We start from the raw sequence: 18,426 nt of genomic DNA, 5'->3' as shown, positions 1-18,426 counted from the left end.
CGGCGTTGGCGTTGGCTCTACTGTCGGCGTTGGTTCTGGTTCACTACCATCTAATCCACTTGGTGTTGGATCCTGTGGCTCTGCTAAATCATCAGCAGACATATCGCCTACACCTACCGTATAGAATACCTTAAGTCCATTTTCAGTGATGCCGACAATTGTAGTTGTTCCTTTACCTACGGCTGTTACATTAACTTTAATCTTTCCGTCTGCATCTACCGTATGTGCTGCATTATCAATTACCGCTACAGCACTATCTGTTGAATAGAACGTCACTTCTGAATCTGTTGTAACCGGAGTCATATTTAATTCGATTTCTGTACTTGATCCAATTTCCGGCATAACAATCTTATTTGCCGTAACAGATTCTATCTTTGTAGCCTCTTTCTCTTTTTCTTTACCTGGGAAGAATTTCATTCCCTTAATGGTAAATGTTACAGAGATCTTTGTTGGGTTATCTACACCTGTAAAACTTACGCTATGCTTGCTGGAATTGATGGATACTTCTTCTACTGCGCAACCATCCCATCCATTGATCGGATCATTAGAATCAAGCTGTCCGTTGTCTTTCAGCAAATTCTTGAATCCGTCTGCATCCATAGAATCCAGTTTCTTTAAGGTAAGTTCTTTGTCATTTACAGTGATCTTATCATAACGAATCGATGCTGCTGAAACGACAGGTTTCAATGTGTTTGTATCACGGATATAGATTGCAGTAAGATCTTCTAACTTGGTAATTCCGGCTTTTACGCCATCATCTGACAGATCTTTATCCAAATCAAATGTTAAAGTATACTGTCCATCACCATTCATTGTTACCGACTCACTCTTTTCTGTTAATCCGTTAGCAAATAGTGCATTTAATGTTACATTTACTGTACCGCTGGAAGACTTCTTATTAACTTTGATAGCAACAATTGTACTTACACCACTTGCTGCTTTAACAATAATGTATGTCTTTCCTGCATTTTCTGCTGTTACTTTACCAGAGCTGCTTACTGTTGCGATAGATGTATTAGAAGATGTGTATGTAATAGCATCTTTGCTGTCAGCTGGTGTTAATGACGCATTTAATGTTAATGTGTCACCCTCTGTCATCTCATAGTAAGCTTTTTCTGTTTTGATCGCTGTTGCTGTTTCTTCACCTGTAGACTGCACAATTACCTGAATTGCCTTTTCTACAGATCCAGACTGTGACTTAGCATATACTGTTGTTACACCGCCTGCTTTTGCATGGATCACTCCATCATAAACTGTTGCTACTGTATCATCGGCTGTGCTCCAAAGAACAATGTCTCTAGAAGAGTCTGGTGTTGCAGTAATTGTTTTTCTCTCGCCTGCTTTGATTTCTACCTTTGTATCACTCAACGCAATATCTGTAGCTTTCTCGATCTCAGGATCTTTAGAAACGCTATTGTCTGATGTCGTTGCATGACCATAACTTGTATAAATCGCAGACATTCTTTCGGAAAGATCAGTGCTCTTTCCTGCTTCCAATGTTCCACGGATCGTTCCATGTACAACATCGTCATATACCGGTTTTAACTCCGGTCTGTTCCAGTCTGTGAATAGACCCTGCTCTGTCTCAACGCCTAAATAGTTACCTGTTCCCTGATCCCATACAACCGGAACTGCATTATAAAAGTCTGCGATTGCTGCACACATTTCATAATTCAGCGCTCTCTCTGCATTGTTATAGCCTGTAGCAGATCCGTTCTGTGCTTTGGTTCTAACACCATATTCACCAACATAAATCGGCATATTTGAATCAAGATTTCCAACATTTTTGTAGCTAGAACTCATAGAACTCTGCCACTGTTTCAAATCATCATAACTCCATCTAACATTGTTATTAGATTTGTAAATATGAACTGCAAACATTAATCTTGTTGTTCCAAGATCACCGCTATCTGCCAATGTGTCTTCCGGCATTGTTGTAATAGCAGCTGTTGTTGCAAAACGTCCGGTAATTGCTAACCAGCGCTTTGTATTATTAGATCCTGTTGCACGTACTGTGTTAATGAACAACTGATTCAATGCGTTTAACACTGCATCGTCTTCATTTGTTGCTGTTCCATGTGCATCTGTAACCTCGTTCATGCTCTCAAAGATTACATGCTCATCGTAATCCTTAAAGCGGTTTGCAATAGTATTCCATACTCCCTCATATTTCTGATATACCTTTTCAATATTTTGAGAATATGTGTCCAACCAGCATGCTGGAGTATTGTTACCACGATCATCATGGTTAGCTGCACCATCATGATGGATATTAACAATTGCGTACATATCCTGATCTACACAATAATCTACAATCTCCTGTACACGATTGATCCATGCTTCGTCAATTGTATAATCATCGTTAATATGTGATCCCCAAGTTACCGGAATACGAACTGTATTGTATCCTGCATCATGAAGTGCTTTGATATAATCCTTGGTTGTCTTATATGCCTGCCATCCTGTTTCTGAAGAATCATATAATCCTCCATCCATTGTATTACCTAAGTTGATACCGGCACCCATTTCTTTGATTACCGTTTTCTTATCAAGAATACGGAAGGTTTTCGGATTACTACTTTCCGTGGAAACATTCTTTGTCAAAGCAACACGTACTTTTTCCAAAGTATCTCTTGCTGCTTTATAATTTAATCTTGTGTCTGAAACATTAGTATATGCTTTTTCTGCTGTCGTAATAGCATCTGCAAGTTTCGCAAATGTATCTTTGTTAGAATAATCTCCTTCTTTCAATGACTTGCAATAGTCAATAGACTCTTTCAAACCATTTCTTGTAGCGGTACGGTCAATTTCCTCAGTTACCGTCGCATTATAAGATTCCATCTGTTTTCTTAAAGCCTTGATATCTTTAGAAAGAGATGTCTCATCTGCTACTAATGCTTCTGCATCTTTGATATCACTCTTAATCGTATTCCAAACTGTTTCATCTAAGATTTCAGACTGTTTGTAACCTTTGAAGGTATCAATGATGGTCTGGATTGCCTTTGCTTCATCAGCGCGAAGTTCCGGTTCCGGCTTTGGCTCTACGTCAGTATCATCTTTGTTCCAGGATTCAACATTAGAAGCATCAAATCCTTCTTTGAATGTTACTTTTCCATCTGCATCCGGCTGAGATACTGTAACGGATCCTACAGAACCAAACTTAATTCCACAAATATATGCTTCTACATCCGTAGTCATTCTTCTCAGACGAACACCTGCAGATTCTTCCGTTCCTGTTTTTACACTAGAATCTGCAAATTTGTAAATAGCACTTTCTTTTTGCCCCATACCGGAACCATAACCACCTGTAGTTCCCCATCCGGCATGAAGAAAATGTGCACTATTTTTGTAACCGCTGCCACCGTTTTCTTTCATATTGGTCGTATTGTCAACACCGATCAATTCTTTGTTGGAAGTAACACTGTTGGCTGCAAGATTACCACCACTGATCTTAATACGTGAGTATCTGGAACATTTTGTCACTTTAATATATACTGTTACTTTCTGTCCTTTTACTTTGCTGAATGCAAATTTGCTTCCTGCATCGCCAAGACCTGCAACAATATCCTGTACACTGACATCCTGCATAATCTCGTGTCCGTATGTTGTCTTAGAATCATCACCCCATACAACAACTTTCTGCTCTTCTTCCCATCTTACTTCTTCAGGAGAAGGTGTCGCATTCGGATCTACCACTTTGCTGGTGTAAAGACCGGTTAATGTAATTGCAGGCTCTGCCTGACAAAAGCTGACATTAATACCATTAAATTTGCCGCCTGTCGTATAAGAATCACGAATCTTGTCACCACTGATATAAGCAACATACTGCGCGTTCTCCTCATCATACTGTGCATCGGATAATTTGATAATGTTATCCTGCCAGCCACCCCAAGAAGTATCATATGGCTGGAACGTCACGATCTCTGTATCCTCTGCTGTTCCCTCTGCTACCTTAAATGTGATTTTGTAATAATCCGCTTTTGCTGAATCTTTTGTCATAGACTGGAGATATCCATTATAAGCCTCTCCTGATACATGACTTCCTAAATTGGATGATAAATCATCTCCCTTTACCGTCAATATGCTTGTATCCTTCATATTTTCTGCCGGTGGTGTCACTGCTGCCTTTGCTTTGATACTGATCTGAGGCAGATTTGCCGATGTCAGAACCATAGCAATGGTCATAATGATTGCCATTATTCTTTTGTTTCTTTTCATCTTGTTGATCCCCTTTCTTTAATAAACATTTTTCGCACCCTGTATACTAAAGAACCACTGTTTTTGCTACGTCCCCCTTTCTATTTGTATTAAGCAACTTTCCTCCCCATAAAAGTATGCTAAAAAATTGTATATAAACAAAAAACGAAAGCAACTGCAGCATGCACTCCACAGTAAAACTTTCCCTTTTTATTATATCAACAGATGTTAAATTTAGAATCTCAACTTGTTTTTATTATACATGGTTACTATCTATTATACAAGTTAGTTTTTTCATCATCAATTACTACAATGATTGGTAAATTTTCTACCTCCAATTTACGAATTGCCTCCGTTCCAAGATCTTCGTAAGCTATTACTTCTGATTTTTTTATGCATTTGGATAATAGAGCTCCTGCTCCTCCAATTGCTGCAAAATATACTGCGTGATTTTTGTGCATGGACTCAATTACTTCATCGGATCTTTTTCCTTTACCAATCATACCTTTAAGTCCTTTTTCAAGCAATAATGGTGTGTATTTATCCATGCGGCTGCTCGTTGTCGGACCGGCAGATCCAATAACCTGACCTTCTCTGGCAGGAGATGGCCCTAAATAATATATAATATTATTCTGAAGCTCTAACGGAATATCTTCTCCGCGCTGCAATGCCTCATAAAGTCTCTTGTGTGCAGCATCTCGAGCAGTATATACGGTTCCTGTTAAATATACATAATCTCCGGCTTTTAACTCGGAAACAATTTTATCATCAATTGGTGTATTGATATATTTTTCCATAATAATCCTACATTCCTTTCTCAGCCTGCAAACTTTATCTCTTTCATAACTTTTGACTCATCATATGATGCGATGAACATGTCTGTTAACATGACAACACATATTAACCGCAACCGGAAGACCGGCAATGTGTGTTGGATATACTTCAACATTAACACCCAACGCTGTCATTTTTCCACCCAAACCACCCGGTCCAATTTCAAGTTCATTAATTTTTTCTAATAATTCTTTTTCTAAATCTGCAACATATGAAATTTCATTATGTGTGTTCAAATCTCTTGTTAATGCTTTTTTGGCTAAAATAGCACATTTTTCAAATGTACCGCCTACTCCGACACCAACTACTACCGGTGGACATGCGTTTGGACCTGCTATTTTAACTGTCTCAATAACAGCATTTTTAACACCTTCAATTCCATCTGCCGGTTTAAGCATACACACACGACTCATGTTTTCACTGCCAAATCCTTTCGGAGCTACCGTGATTTCGATATTTTCACCTGCTATGATCTCATAATGAATAACACCCGGCGTATTGTCTTTGGTATTTTCACGCAAAATAGGATCCGATACAACTGACTTTCTTAAATATCCTTCTATATAACCTTGCCGGATTCCTTCATTTACAGCATCCTCAAGATTTTGTCCTTCAATATGGACATCCTGTCCTATTCTTAAAAATACAACTGCCATACCTGTGTCCTGACAAATCGGTATTTCATCATCTTTCGCAATCTGTAAATTTTCTTTCAACTGCGAAAGGATCTGTCTGCCCAAGGGAGAATTTTCTTCTTCTGCCGCCTGATATAATTTATCTTTTACATCCGACGTTAAAGAGTAATTTGCTTCAATACACATTTCCTTGATGTTTTGAATAATAGTGTCTGTTGTAATTGTTCTCATAACTCTCCTCATTTCTAAACACTTTTGGTCCGACATTACTGCCGGACCAACTATTATCGTTGCTTCGGTATTAATTTATATCCTCTGGGATAACATCTCTAACCTTTGTAATACTTGCTACAACAATTTCCTTATTCGGATCCAGATCGATCAGTTTGACTCCCGATGTGATTCGTCCCAAGATAGAAATCTCATCCACCATGATCTGAATAATGATTCCCTCTGTTGTAATAAGCATTACTTCGTTATCACTATTTACTGCCTTTGCAGCAACAACATTACCGGTTTTTTCGGTAATCTTATAACACTTAATTCCCTTACCGCCACGATGCTGTGGTGTAAATTCTTCAATGTTGGTACATTTGCCCATTCCATACTCAGATACCAGTAACAACTGTGTTCCCTGTGTATTTAACTGCATTGCTACAACTTCATCATCGTAAGACAAATTCATACCAATAACGCCCATAGAATTTCTGCCGGTAGTTCTGACATCTTTTTCATGGAAACGAATACACTGTCCATGCTTTGTTACCATGATAATATCCTTCTTGTTATCTGTGATCTTAACTTCAATCAACTCGTCATCATCACGAAGATTGATTGCCTGCAGTCCTGATTTACGGATATTAAAATATTCTAATATCGGTGTCTTTTTAGCAATACCGCGCTTCGTAACCATGAACAAATATTTATCTTCTTCGTATTCTTTGAAAGGAATGACCGCTGTGATCTTCTCTCCAGGCATAAGCTGCAGCAGATTGATAATAGCAGTTCCTCTTGCTGTACGACTTGACTCTGGTATTTCATAAGCCTTAATTCGATAAACGCGTCCCGTATTGGTAAAGAACATGATATAATGATGCGTCGTTGTCATGATCATATCATCAATATAATCATCTTCAATCGTCTGCATTCCCTTAATTCCTTTGCCACCACGATGCTGACTCTTAAAATTATCAACGGTCATGCGCTTGATGTATCCAAGCTTTGTCATTGTTATGATCGTATTTTCATGTGGAATCATGTCTTCCATGGAAATGTCATACTCATCATAACCGATTGATGTTCTACGCTCGTCACCATATTTATCGCGGATCAAAATAATCTCTTCTTTGATCACTCCCAATAATACCTTTCGATCTGCAAGGATTGCTTTGTATTCTTCAATCTTCTTTTGCAATTCTGCATATTCATTTTCAATCTTTTCTCTTTCCAAACCGGTCAGAGCACGCAAACGCATATCAACGATTGCCTGTGCCTGCGCATCAGTAAGTTCAAAGCGTTCTATCAATGAATTTTTAGCTTCCGCAGTATTCTTGGAAGCACGAATGATTTTAATTACTTCATCAATATGATCTAAAGCGATCAGCAAACCTTCTAAAATGTGTGCTCTTTCTTCTGCTTTATTCAGATCATATTTTGTACGACGAGTAACTACTTCTTCCTGATGTTTCAGATAATACTGAAGCATCTGCATAATATTCATAACAACCGGCTCATTGTTAACAAGAGCTAACATTATGACACCGAATGTGTCCTGCAATTGCGTATGTTTATACAATTGGTTCAATACAATATTTGGATTAACATCGCGGCGGAGTTCTATACATACACGCATTCCCTCACGACTTGTCTCGTCACGAAGATCCGTAATACCATCTACTTTTTTATCTCTATGTAATTCTGAAATTTTCTCGATCAAACGTGCTTTATTGACCAAATACGGCAATTCCGTTACTACGATCCTATTTTTGCCGTTATCCATAGGCTCAATTTCTGTCACGGCACGGACACGAATTTTACCACGACCGGTACGATATGCCTCCTCAATACCACGTGTACCAAGAATCTGTGCACCTGTTGGAAAATCCGGTCCCTTAATGATCTGCATAATCTCTTCAATGGTTGTTTCTTTATCTTCCTTGATATCATCAATAATCTGTACAACGGCATTGATCACTTCACGCAAATTGTGTGGTGGAATGTTAGTTGCCATACCTACGGCAATTCCGGAAGTACCATTCACCAATAGATTTGGATATCTGGATGGTAATACTGTCGGCTCTTTTTCCGTTTCATCAAAGTTTGGAATAAAGTCAACTGTATCCTTGCCAATATCTGCAAGCATTTCAACAGAAATTCTGCTTAATCTTGCCTCTGTATAACGCATTGCGGCTGCTCCGTCGCCATCGACAGATCCAAAGTTACCATGACCGTCTACCAAAGGATATCTGGTTGACCAATCCTGTGCCATATTTACCAATGCACCATAAATAGAGCTATCACCATGTGGATGATATTTACCCATTGTATCACCAACGATACGTGCACATTTACGGTGAGGCTTATCCGGTCCATTATTCAACTCATCCATTGCATACAGAATACGTCTTTGTACAGGTTTTAGACCATCTCTTACATCTGGCAAAGCTCTTGCAGCAATAACAGACATGGCATAATCAATGTATGACGTTTCCATTTTCTCTTTTAGATCCACTTCATGAATCTTATCAAAAATATTTTCGTCCATCTTGTCCTCCAATACTTACTCAACCATTAAATATCTAAATTCTTCACATATTTTGCATTTGCTTCAATAAATTCACGACGCGGTTCCACTTTATCTCCCATAAGTGTATTGAACGTCAGATCAATTTCCGCTTCCGAATTATCTCCAATATTAACACGGAGCAAAATACGTTTTTCCGGATCCATCGTAGTATCCCAAAGCTGTTCTGCATCCATCTCACCAAGACCTTTGTAACGTTGAATCTTGTTGTTGCCGTCTCGTCCAATCTCTGTCAAAATTTCATTCAATTCATTATCATCATAAGCATAACGAATCATTTTATTTTTTTCGACTTTATACAATGGCGGCTGCGCCAGATAAACATGTCCTTGTCTGATCAGCTCCGGCATAAATCGATATAAAAATGTCAGCATCAATGTTGCAATATGTGCACCATCTACATCGGCATCTGTCATAATGACAATCTTATCGTAACGAAGCTTACTAATATCAAAATCATCGCCGATTCCTGTACCAAATGCAGTTATCATTGCTTTAATCTCATTATTGACCAAAATTTTATCCAAGCGTGATTTTTCTACATTCAAAATTTTACCACGCAACGGAAGAATCGCCTGAGTTGCTCTATTTCTTGCAGTTTTGGCACTTCCACCTGCAGAATCACCCTCTACGATGTAAATCTCACAGTTTTTCGGATCTTTATCACTGCAATCTGCCAATTTACCGGGAAGAGCACTTCCCTCAAGGGCAGTTTTTCTTCTTGTGAGATCTCTGGCTTTACGTGCTGCATCTCTGGCACGCTGTGCAACGACAGCTTTTTCACAAATAATCTTAGCGATTGCAGGATTCTGCTCTAAGAAATACGTAAGCTGCTCGGTTACCACCGACTCAACGGCACCTCTTGCCTCACTATTACCTAATTTCTGCTTTGTCTGTCCCTCAAACTGCGGTTCTGATATTTTAATACTGATAATAGCTGATAATCCTTCACGAATATCTTCACCTGCTAAGTTTGCATCGCTATCTTTCAGAATTTTATTTTTCTTTGCATAATCATTAAACGTCTTAGTTAATGCATTTCTAAAACCTGTTAAATGTGTTCCACCTTCCGGCGTCGTAATATTATTTACAAAGCTGTAAGTTCCTTCTTGATAAGAGCTGTTGTGCTGCATTGCAACTTCAACATAAATATCATTTCTCTGTCCCTCACAATAAATAACATCTTCATACAAAGCATCTTTTTGTTTATTCAAATAAGACACATATTCTTTGATACCACCCTCATAGTGGAACGAACGAATCTTTGGTTCTTCCAAACGACGGTCAATCAAAATAATCTTTAATCCTTTTGTCAAAAATGCCATTTCTCTAAGTCTTTGACGTAATGTATCATAATCAAATACTGTTTCTTCAAAAATTTCTTTATCCGGCAAAAATACAACTTCTGTACCGGTATGATCTGTTTCTCCAATTTCTTTCAGTGGATACATTACTTTTCCGCGTTCATATCTTTGACGATACATCTTGCCATTTTGATGAATAGTAACCTCCAGCCACTCCGAAAGAGCATTTACAACCGAAGCACCAACACCATGCAATCCACCTGATACCTTGTATCCCCCACCACCGAATTTACCACCGGCATGAAGGATCGTAAATACGACCTCAACCGCAGGCAGACCCGCTTTGTGATTGATACCTACCGGGATACCACGTCCATTATCAATAACTTTAATGGAATTATCCTTATTGATCGTCACTTCGATTTCTGTACAATATCCGGCTAAAGCCTCATCGACCGCATTATCAACGATCTCATAAACGAGATGATGCAAACCACGGGTAGACGTACTTCCAATATACATTCCCGGTCTTTTACGTACTGCTTCCAGACCTTCCAAAATCTGAATTTGATCCGCTCCATATTCATTTTTCACTTCTGTTCCCATAGTTTTCTCCATTTCTTTACCTTGTTTCCAATGTCACTGTTCCCTCTTTCACTCGGAAAACCCTGTCAAGCGTTAAACGGCTATCAATAAACTCTTCCAAACCGGTGCAGGTGATTATGGTTTGTATGTCATGAATACTATCTAACAAATAGTTTTGCCTATTTCTATCGAGTTCAGACAAAACATCGTCTAATAATAATATTGGACAATCTTGTGATGATTTTTTAACAATTTCAATTTCTGCAAGTTTTAATGCCAATGCACAAGTTCTCTGTTGTCCCTGAGAACCAAACTTGCGCAGGTCCAATTCTCCATTCATAAAACACAGATCATCACGATGTGGTCCGACATTTGTAGAACAAAACTTCATGTCTCTTTCCTTTGATTCAGCTAGAGCTTTCTCAAAGTTTCCTGCAGAGACATCCGGTTCATACAATGTTTTTATAATTTCCTTCTCTCCGGTAAGATTTTTTGCAACTTGAAGAACAATTTTATCTAATTCATCCACAAATTGCTGCCGTCTTACAATGATTTTTTCTCCATACTCGATCAATTTCTCATCCCATATGGACAAAGTACTTTCCAAAGATGGCGAAAAGGATATCTGCTTTAGCAGTTTATTACGCTGCATAAGCACCTTATTGTATTCAGCCAGATCATACAAATACAAAGGATCTAACTGACACAATTCCATATTTACAAATCTTCTTCTCTCGGACGGACCATTTTTTATAATCTTTAAATCCTCCGGAGAAAAAAATATAACATGTGCAAGACCCATTAATTCACTAGAGCGTTTGATCGGAACACCATCAATAGCAATTCCTTTTCCTTTGCTCTTTCTCAAATGCATATCAATCTTATGAGTCATTTCTCGTTTAGTGAGAAACATACGTATGTGTGCTTCATCTTCACCAAACCTTATTAATTCCTTATCTTTGCTTCCTTTGTGAGAATTGGTCGTTGCACAAACATAGATAGACTCTAATATATTTGTCTTTCCTTGCGCATTATCCCCATAAAGAATATTGGTCTTTGGATGAAATTCCAACTTGGCATTTTCATAATTTCTAAAATTACCCACCTCAATGGATTCTAATTTCATTATGATTCACCTATTACTGTAACTTCCTGCCCTTGATAGCAAAAATTATCCTGCGGATACAATTTACGTCCGCGTCTTGTATCAACCTCCCCATTTACAGTAACTTCACCATTTTGAATCACAATTTTAGCTTCTACACCAGAGGATACTAATCCAGCCAGCTTCAAAGCCTGACCAAGTTTAATAAACTCATCACTGATCTCAATTGCCTCCATTTAAGCATTCCTCCTTATTATCACACATTAAAGTTGACAGGAAGAATTAAGTAAATATAGGTTTCCTCCTGGTCTCTAATGAAACATGGTGCTTTTGGATTGATCATATACATTGTAATCTCGTCTTCATCAATAACACGCAGTGCATCCATGAGAAAGCGAGGATTGAAACCAATCAAAATATCTTTTCCTTCTTTTGAAGCATCAATATCCTCATCCATCGAACCGATTGCTGAATTCATGGCAAATTTCATATAATCATCCTGAACATCAATAATAACCGGTTTTTTGTCGGATTCTTTCAAAAGAAGCGTAGATCTATCAATACATTCTAACATTTCCCTCTTATTTACGGTTACTTTCGTCTCGTAGTCCGTGGAGAGCATCTTGTCAATTTTATAATATTCTCCTTCGATAAGACGGGACAAAACAATCGTATCTTCAAATTCAAACAATACATGTTTATCTGTAAAGAAAATAGAAACCTCATCGTCCATTCCACCGTTGATGATCTTACTGATTTCGATCAACGTCTTACCCGGAATGATAACACTAACATCATCATAGGACTGATTCAATTTTACTTTACGAATAGAAATACGATGTCCATCTAAGGATACAACTTTCAACTCAGAGTCGTGAATCTCAAATAACTCACCAGTCATGACTTTCGCATTTTCATTATCAGAAATAGAAAACACAGTCTGACGGATAATATCTTTGAGTGTAAATTGAGAGATATTTACGTTTTTATCTTTGACAATATTAGGCAGATACGGAAATTCGTCCGTTGCTTTTGCCATAATATTGAATTTTGCCTTACCACAACTAATATTCATATGATAGTCTTCATCTACCGTGATGGATACATTGTCGGATGGGAGTTTACGTATAATTTCAAAAAATACCTTAGCTCCAACTGCAACAGATCCTTCCTGCTTAATCTCACCATCAATCAAAGTTTCAATTCCCAATTGAAGATCATTAGCAATCAATTTGATCTGATTATCTTTTACTTCTATAACTACACATTCCAAAATCATCATTGTAGTTTTACCGGGAATTGCTTTCATAACAATATTCATTCCCTCAATGAGTTTGGATTTGTCACATATGATATGCATGTTTATAACTCCTTTCAAAAATCAGAGAAAAATAAATAAATAATATTTAAATATTTTTCAGTAGTAGCAGTAGTAGGGGTTGTGGATTTGAGGAAAAGTGGTTTTAGCCTTAGAAATCATTGAATCGAAGCTTTAGGACAAGTTCATAAATAAGTTTCTGATTTCTGTGAAAAACCATTCTTTTATACACAATCCGAAAATTTGCTGCTAAATCGAGCTTATGCTTTATTCACAAAAAATGTCGATATGTCAATAATATATCCACATATTCACAGAGAATAAGCTATTATCGGAACAAAACGATAGGAAAGAAAACGGTGTTTCTACCTATTATAATGTTACTTCTTATTGAGGATCGATCTTTTTGGTCAAAACATCAATCGTCTTGATAGACTCTTCATCACCCTCATCTAATTTTTTTTTGATGATTTCTTCCCCATGAAGAATGGTTGAGTGATGACGATTACCAATTTTGCTTCCAATCTCTTCGTATGTGCTATTTGTCAATTGCCGGCACAGATACATACAAATATGTCTTGGATAAACAATATTGGAGTTTCTTTTGGAGGAGAGGAGATCTTTCATTGTAATATGAAAATGATCTGCTACAGTCTCCATAATATAATCAATGGTAATCTGCCGCTTCATATTAGGATTGATGATGTCTACCAATGCTTTTTTAGCAGATTCCAAGGTGATTTCTGTATTACAAAAATCTGAGAAGGATAGCACTTTATTAATTGCTCCCTGTAGCTCTCGAATATTGGAAATAATGTTGCTGGCAATATAATCGAGAATAGAATCATCAATATTTATATTTTCTTCAGCAACTTTTTTCCTTAAAATAGCCATCCTCGTTTCGTAGGTAGGAGCCTTAATATCTACAGTCAGCCCCATTTCGAAACGGGAACGAAGTCTCTCTTCTAATGTTGTCATCGTAGAAGGATGTTTATCTGAGGAGATAATGATCTGCTTCTGCGATTCATATAAATGATTAAAGGTATGGAAAAATTCCAACTGAGTAGATTCCTTACCTATAATAAATTGAATATCGTCGATCAATAGAACATCAACGTTGCGGTATTTATTGCGAAACTCCTGCTTTGTCATTGTATGTTCATTATGATGGCTGTCACGGACAGCATCGACAATGTCATTTGTAAAGGTTTCACTGGTTACGTAAATAACCTTTTTACTTGCATCGTGTTCTTGAATATAATTAGCAATTGCATGCATAAGATGCGTTTTGCCAAGTCCTGGTCCACCATAAATGTAAAGCGGATTGTATGTGTCACCAGGCTCTTCAGCAACTTTTAATGCTGCTGCGTGTGCATAATCGTTGTTATCACCAACGACAAAGGTGTCAAACGTATATTTGGAATTGATCGTTGGATTATTATGATTCTTTTCTTTCTTTTCAGGATCATCAGCTTTTTGCTGACCTAATTCTGAACGTGATACGAAAGAAATATCATATTGAATCCCAGTAAACTCTTCAATCGAGATTGCCAAAAACAGCGAATATCTCTGTTCAACGAAGGATTTACTGTTTCCAATCTTTACGTCATCGATCAAAACAGTAAGCTTATTACCCTCCACATGGTAAATGCTTAAGGTTTTAACGAAAGTGCGATAGATAGGAGCAGATATCTCAAATTCCGTCTTCATATTTTCTAAAATATCATCCCATTTTTCGTAAAGTTCGTTTTTCACAGTAACTTCCCTCTTTTCCAACAATAATCATTACTTATATAAATGCATTATAAGGCTTATACAGCCATTTTTCGGAGAAAAAGCCTATTTTGCACCATATAACATTATTTTATATCAAATAAGGGAAAATTACAAGTTCTAAGATGGGTTATAAAGCAAACTTCGCACATAAATAAATTATCATTGAAGAAAATATCATCGCAATTTGATGTCAATAATAAGAATAGCCTTTTGTGAATAATTGTGGATAAAATGAAAAAGTATAATATCCACAGTTATTAGTGTGTTATCCACAAAATTTGTTAATAACTGTGTAAAACTGTTAAAAGCCCCTATTTTACGTTGTTTTTACATTAAAAAGTGGATAATGTGAATAACTTTGTTAATAACTGTGAATTGAATTAGGACAAAACAAAAAGTTATTCACAAAATGTGTATAGTGTGTTTATAACTTTATACAGAACGTGTATTCTGTCTACTGATGTAGAACTATGAAAATTCAAGGATTTTTTCGTTTAAATACTATTGCTGTATAATGTGTATATTAATGATACTTCGTGTGTAGAATAAAATAAATGGAAATGAGTTTCTTCCTATTATATAAGATTAAAATTTAGTTTAGTGTGATGTGAATTTTAAATTCACATTATTAACATGTGCATTATATTGTGGATAATGAGGGGAATAATTCACATTTTACAATTTGATTCATTTGTTCTTATCTGAGGCTCATTAACAAGCAAACAAACTTTTTACTTCAGTTTGTAGGAAAAATTAGAGTTATAGCTAGAATATGCTTGACGAAATGGGCATTTACCGTTATAATATGGGCTGTATGCGTTTTATGCATTTTATTTGTATGTGATTTTTCAGGGACAGTCCTGTTGAGTCATGATGTGTTAATTTTGAAGAAGGAGGTGTTTTGAGTATGAAGATGACATTTCAGCCTAAGAAGAAATCCAGAAGTAGAGTTCATGGATTCAGAAAGAGAATGCAGACAGCTAACGGACGTAAGGTTTTAGCAAGCAGAAGAGCAAAAGGAAGACATAAGTTATCTGCATAGGTCGCATTTATGTGACCTTTTCTTCTTATAAAGTAGCCTTACTTTAAGTTTGCTTTTGCAGAGGGATTATTGTGTTTGAATCAATTAAGAATAATAGTGATTTTTTGAAAGCATATCGCCATGGAAAATCCTATGCCAACAGGTATTTAGTTATGTATGTTCGTAAGAATGACCTGGACAGAAACAGATACGGAATTACAGTCAGTAAAAAAGTTGGAAACAGTGTTGTAAGGCATAGGGTTACCAGGTTGATAAGAGAAAGTATCCGTTTGAATGTGGAGAAGTTTGAGAATGGATATGATATTGTAATAATAGCTAGAAATACGGCAAAGGGCAGAAAATGCCAGGAAATTGAGAGTGCTGTATTACATTTGGGGAAGCTGCACAATATAGTAGTGAGATGATGTTAGAATGAAAAAATCGTTGATTTTTTTAATAAAGGTATACCGGAAGATAATATCTCCCTTGAAAGGAAGACCTACATGTATCTATACGCCAACATGTTCGCAATATGCAATAGAGGCATTAGAGAAGTATGGTTTTATGAAGGGGAGTTTTTTGAGTATAAAACGTATATTGAGATGCCACCCGTTTGCGAAAGGTGGATATGATCCGGTACCGTAGCTTGCCCTGTTAAATCAGGAGGATTAATTAGAATGGTTGATGTTATATTGACGACCTATCAAGGATCCATTTTGGGACCGATTGCTAGGATGCTTGGACAGATTTTGGAATGGCTGTATTTGTTCATGTCAAAACTTGGAATTGAGAATGTAGGAATTTGCATGATATTGTTTACTTTTATTGTAAACTTATTAATGTTTCCTTTAGTATTAAAACAACAGAAATTTGCTAAGATGTCCAGTATTATGAATCCGGAGATCATGGCAATTCAACAAAAGTATAAAAATAAAAAAGATCAGGCATCTCAGCAAAAGATGTCAATGGAGACACAGGCTGTATATCAAAAATATGGGGTAAGCCCGGCAAGCGGATGCTTGCCAATGTTGATCACAATGCCTATTCTTTTTGCTTTGTATCGCGTTATATATAATATACCGGCATATGTAACACCAATATATAATATGTACACAAACGTGGCTGAATCTGTTCGTAAGTTAGGAATTAGCGTTTCTGATCTGAGTCAGATGACAAATAGTAAGACGTATGTTATTCAGAATGCAGTTAGTGCGAAGAGTTCTGCACTTAACTATTATATAGATGTGTTAGGACAGTTTAATCAGGATGCATGGGATAGTTTGGCGAATACATGCAATAGCAAGGGATTTTCATCAATTGCTGACATGGTATCTGATGTAGGAAGTCAGGCATTTCATATTAATTCCTTTTTGGGTCTTAATATCTCAGATCTGCCGGTTGTTCCATTTATCGGAGGTGCAGCATTATCTGCCAGTGTCTTGATCCCGATATTATCTGTAATTACTCAGATTATAAGCATGAAGCTTAGTATGGCATCGACACCACAGACGCAGAATTCCGATAATACTGCGATGGCATCCATGAATATGATGAATAAAGTTATGCCATATGTAACTGGTGTAATGTGCTTTATGTTCCCAATTGGTGTTGGTATTTATTGGGTTGCCGGCAATGTATTTCGTATATTGCAGACATTGGCTATTGATGCATATTTTAAGCATACTGATATGGATGCAATTATTGCAAAAAATACAGAAAAGGCAAAGAAAAAGTATGAAAGACTTGGGATTGATCCCAATACTGCTTTTTCAGATGTGACAAAACAGCGTACAAGCAACATTAATACTACAACAAAGACAACGCAGCAGCGTAAGAAAGTAAACCGACCGAAGAAATCTTTAGCAGATAAGGATTATAAAAGGCCGGAAACAAATAAAAAATATAAAGAGGGAAGTATTGCTTCTTATGCAAATATGCTTGCAAGAGACAATAATGATAACAAATAGTAATTTACTTTATGTCTACGTACACTTGGCATGAAGTAAAAGATACGTGAAAGAGTGTGCAGAAATGAGGTTTATTATGTCAGAATGGCAGGAGTTTACAGCAAAAACAGTTGATGAGGCATTAACAAATGCAGTTGTATCTATGCAGACATCAAGTGATCAGTTGGAATATGAAGTAATTGAGGAAGGATCAAGCAGATTGTTAGGATTGATCAGCAAACCTGCAAAGATTCGTGCTCGCGTAAAACTTTCTTTGGATGCTATCGCTTTTAATTTTTTGGACAAGGTGTTCCAATCAATGGGAATGCAGGTAAACATTGAAATTACGATCGATGAAGTTGAAAATCAGATGAACATTGATCTTTCTGGTGAAGAGATGGGTATTTTGATCGGTAAGCGCGGAATTACCTTAGATTCTCTTCAGTATTTGGTTAGTTTAGTTATTAATCGTAATACAGAAGATTATATGAAGGTAAAGCTTGATACTGAAAATTATCGTGAAAGAAGAAAAGAAACACTGGAAAATTTAGCACACAACTTGGCACATAAAGTTAAGAGAATTCACAGACCGGTATATTTAGAGCCAATGAATCCTTATGAGCGTCGAGTTATTCATTCTGCTTTGCAGAAGGATAAATATGTTGAAACACATAGCGAGGGAGATGAGCCATATCGCAAAGTGGTAATTACATTGAAGCCGGGTGTGGATACAGGTTACGAGCGTCGTGGAAAATATTCTTATGGCAATTCTCGTTATGGAAAAAGAAATAACGGAGGATACCGTAAAAAATATAATAATTCTTATCAGAAGAAATATGATGAGTATGAGAAAGATTCTTCTGAAGATGTTCAGGATAATGAATAATAGCATTAGGAATCGA

Annotated in this window: 14 protein-coding genes (1 of these 14 cut by a window edge); 5 read left to right on the top strand and 9 right to left on the bottom strand. The window is 36.9% G+C overall.

Annotation, left to right across the window (positions count from 1 at the left end; all coding sequences use genetic code 11):
* The 9 genes from ACSAJE_RS09470 to dnaA form a co-directional block, all read right to left on the bottom strand.
* Positions 1-4,218, bottom strand: partial view of a cellulase family glycosylhydrolase gene (locus ACSAJE_RS09470; RefSeq protein WP_458008922.1) — the 5' portion only. Its footprint begins 633 nt before the window's first position; only the first 4,218 of its 4,851 coding nucleotides appear in the window; the start codon lies at positions 4,216-4,218; the stop codon falls past the left edge of the window.
* Positions 4,219-4,466: 248 nt separating this feature from the next.
* On the bottom strand, positions 4,467-4,994 hold the full coding sequence (locus tag ACSAJE_RS09465) for a Fe-S-containing hydro-lyase (RefSeq protein ID WP_022024599.1): 528 nt from the start codon (positions 4,992-4,994) through the stop codon (positions 4,467-4,469).
* Positions 4,995-5,054: 60 nt separating this feature from the next.
* Entirely contained in the window at positions 5,055-5,897 is an 843-nt protein-coding gene (locus ACSAJE_RS09460) for a fumarate hydratase (RefSeq protein WP_022024600.1), read from the bottom strand.
* Positions 5,898-5,967: 70 nt separating this feature from the next.
* Entirely contained in the window at positions 5,968-8,430 is a 2,463-nt protein-coding gene (gene gyrA, locus ACSAJE_RS09455; RefSeq protein WP_118507963.1) for a DNA gyrase subunit A, read from the bottom strand.
* A gap of 26 nt (positions 8,431-8,456) precedes the next feature.
* Positions 8,457-10,379, bottom strand: a complete 1,923-nt coding sequence (gene gyrB / locus ACSAJE_RS09450) for a DNA topoisomerase (ATP-hydrolyzing) subunit B (protein ID WP_118691106.1) — start codon at positions 10,377-10,379, stop codon at positions 8,457-8,459.
* A 16-nt stretch (positions 10,380-10,395) separates the two neighbouring features.
* A complete protein-coding gene (gene recF, locus ACSAJE_RS09445) occupies positions 10,396-11,484 on the bottom strand; it encodes a DNA replication/repair protein RecF (protein ID WP_022024093.1) in 1,089 nt (362 codons plus the stop codon).
* Complete coding sequence (locus ACSAJE_RS09440; RefSeq protein ID WP_022024094.1) at positions 11,484-11,699, bottom strand: RNA-binding S4 domain-containing protein; 216 nt, start codon at positions 11,697-11,699, stop codon at positions 11,484-11,486. Before ACSAJE_RS09440 ends, recF begins: the two co-directional genes overlap by 1 nt.
* A gap of 20 nt (positions 11,700-11,719) precedes the next feature.
* Positions 11,720-12,823 carry a DNA polymerase III subunit beta gene (dnaN, locus tag ACSAJE_RS09435; RefSeq protein ID WP_118507962.1) on the bottom strand — a complete coding sequence of 368 codons (1,104 nt, stop codon included), beginning with the start codon at positions 12,821-12,823 and terminating at the stop codon, positions 11,720-11,722.
* 345 nt (positions 12,824-13,168) lie between these two features.
* Positions 13,169-14,536: a chromosomal replication initiator protein DnaA gene (dnaA, locus tag ACSAJE_RS09430; protein ID WP_458008921.1), complete on the bottom strand. Its 1,368-nt coding sequence runs from the start codon at positions 14,534-14,536 to the stop codon at positions 13,169-13,171.
* Between the two features lie 928 nt (positions 14,537-15,464).
* On the opposite strand from dnaA, the gene rpmH reads away from it, so the two are divergent.
* From rpmH to jag, 5 genes are all read left to right on the top strand, one after another.
* Positions 15,465-15,599 carry a 50S ribosomal protein L34 gene (gene rpmH, locus ACSAJE_RS09425; RefSeq protein ID WP_022024097.1) on the top strand — a complete coding sequence of 45 codons (135 nt, stop codon included), beginning with the start codon at positions 15,465-15,467 and terminating at the stop codon, positions 15,597-15,599.
* Positions 15,600-15,670: 71 nt separating this feature from the next.
* On the top strand, positions 15,671-16,003 hold the full coding sequence (rnpA, locus tag ACSAJE_RS09420; protein WP_022024098.1) for a ribonuclease P protein component: 333 nt from the start codon (positions 15,671-15,673) through the stop codon (positions 16,001-16,003).
* 7 nt (positions 16,004-16,010) lie between these two features.
* On the top strand, positions 16,011-16,223 hold the full coding sequence (yidD, locus tag ACSAJE_RS09415; protein ID WP_118508125.1) for a membrane protein insertion efficiency factor YidD: 213 nt from the start codon (positions 16,011-16,013) through the stop codon (positions 16,221-16,223).
* Positions 16,224-16,255: 32 nt separating this feature from the next.
* On the top strand, positions 16,256-17,545 hold the full coding sequence (locus ACSAJE_RS09410; RefSeq protein WP_458008920.1) for a YidC/Oxa1 family membrane protein insertase: 1,290 nt from the start codon (positions 16,256-16,258) through the stop codon (positions 17,543-17,545).
* Positions 17,546-17,621: 76 nt separating this feature from the next.
* Positions 17,622-18,410: an RNA-binding cell elongation regulator Jag/EloR gene (jag, locus tag ACSAJE_RS09405; protein WP_458008919.1), complete on the top strand. Its 789-nt coding sequence runs from the start codon at positions 17,622-17,624 to the stop codon at positions 18,408-18,410.
* The last annotated feature ends 16 nt before the right edge of the window (positions 18,411-18,426 follow it).

The sequence above is a fragment of the Jutongia sp. SJQ-6 genome (genome assembly GCF_054161275.1).
Note: the sequence above shows the minus strand (reverse complement) of the source record. Positions and strands in the feature narration are given on the sequence as shown.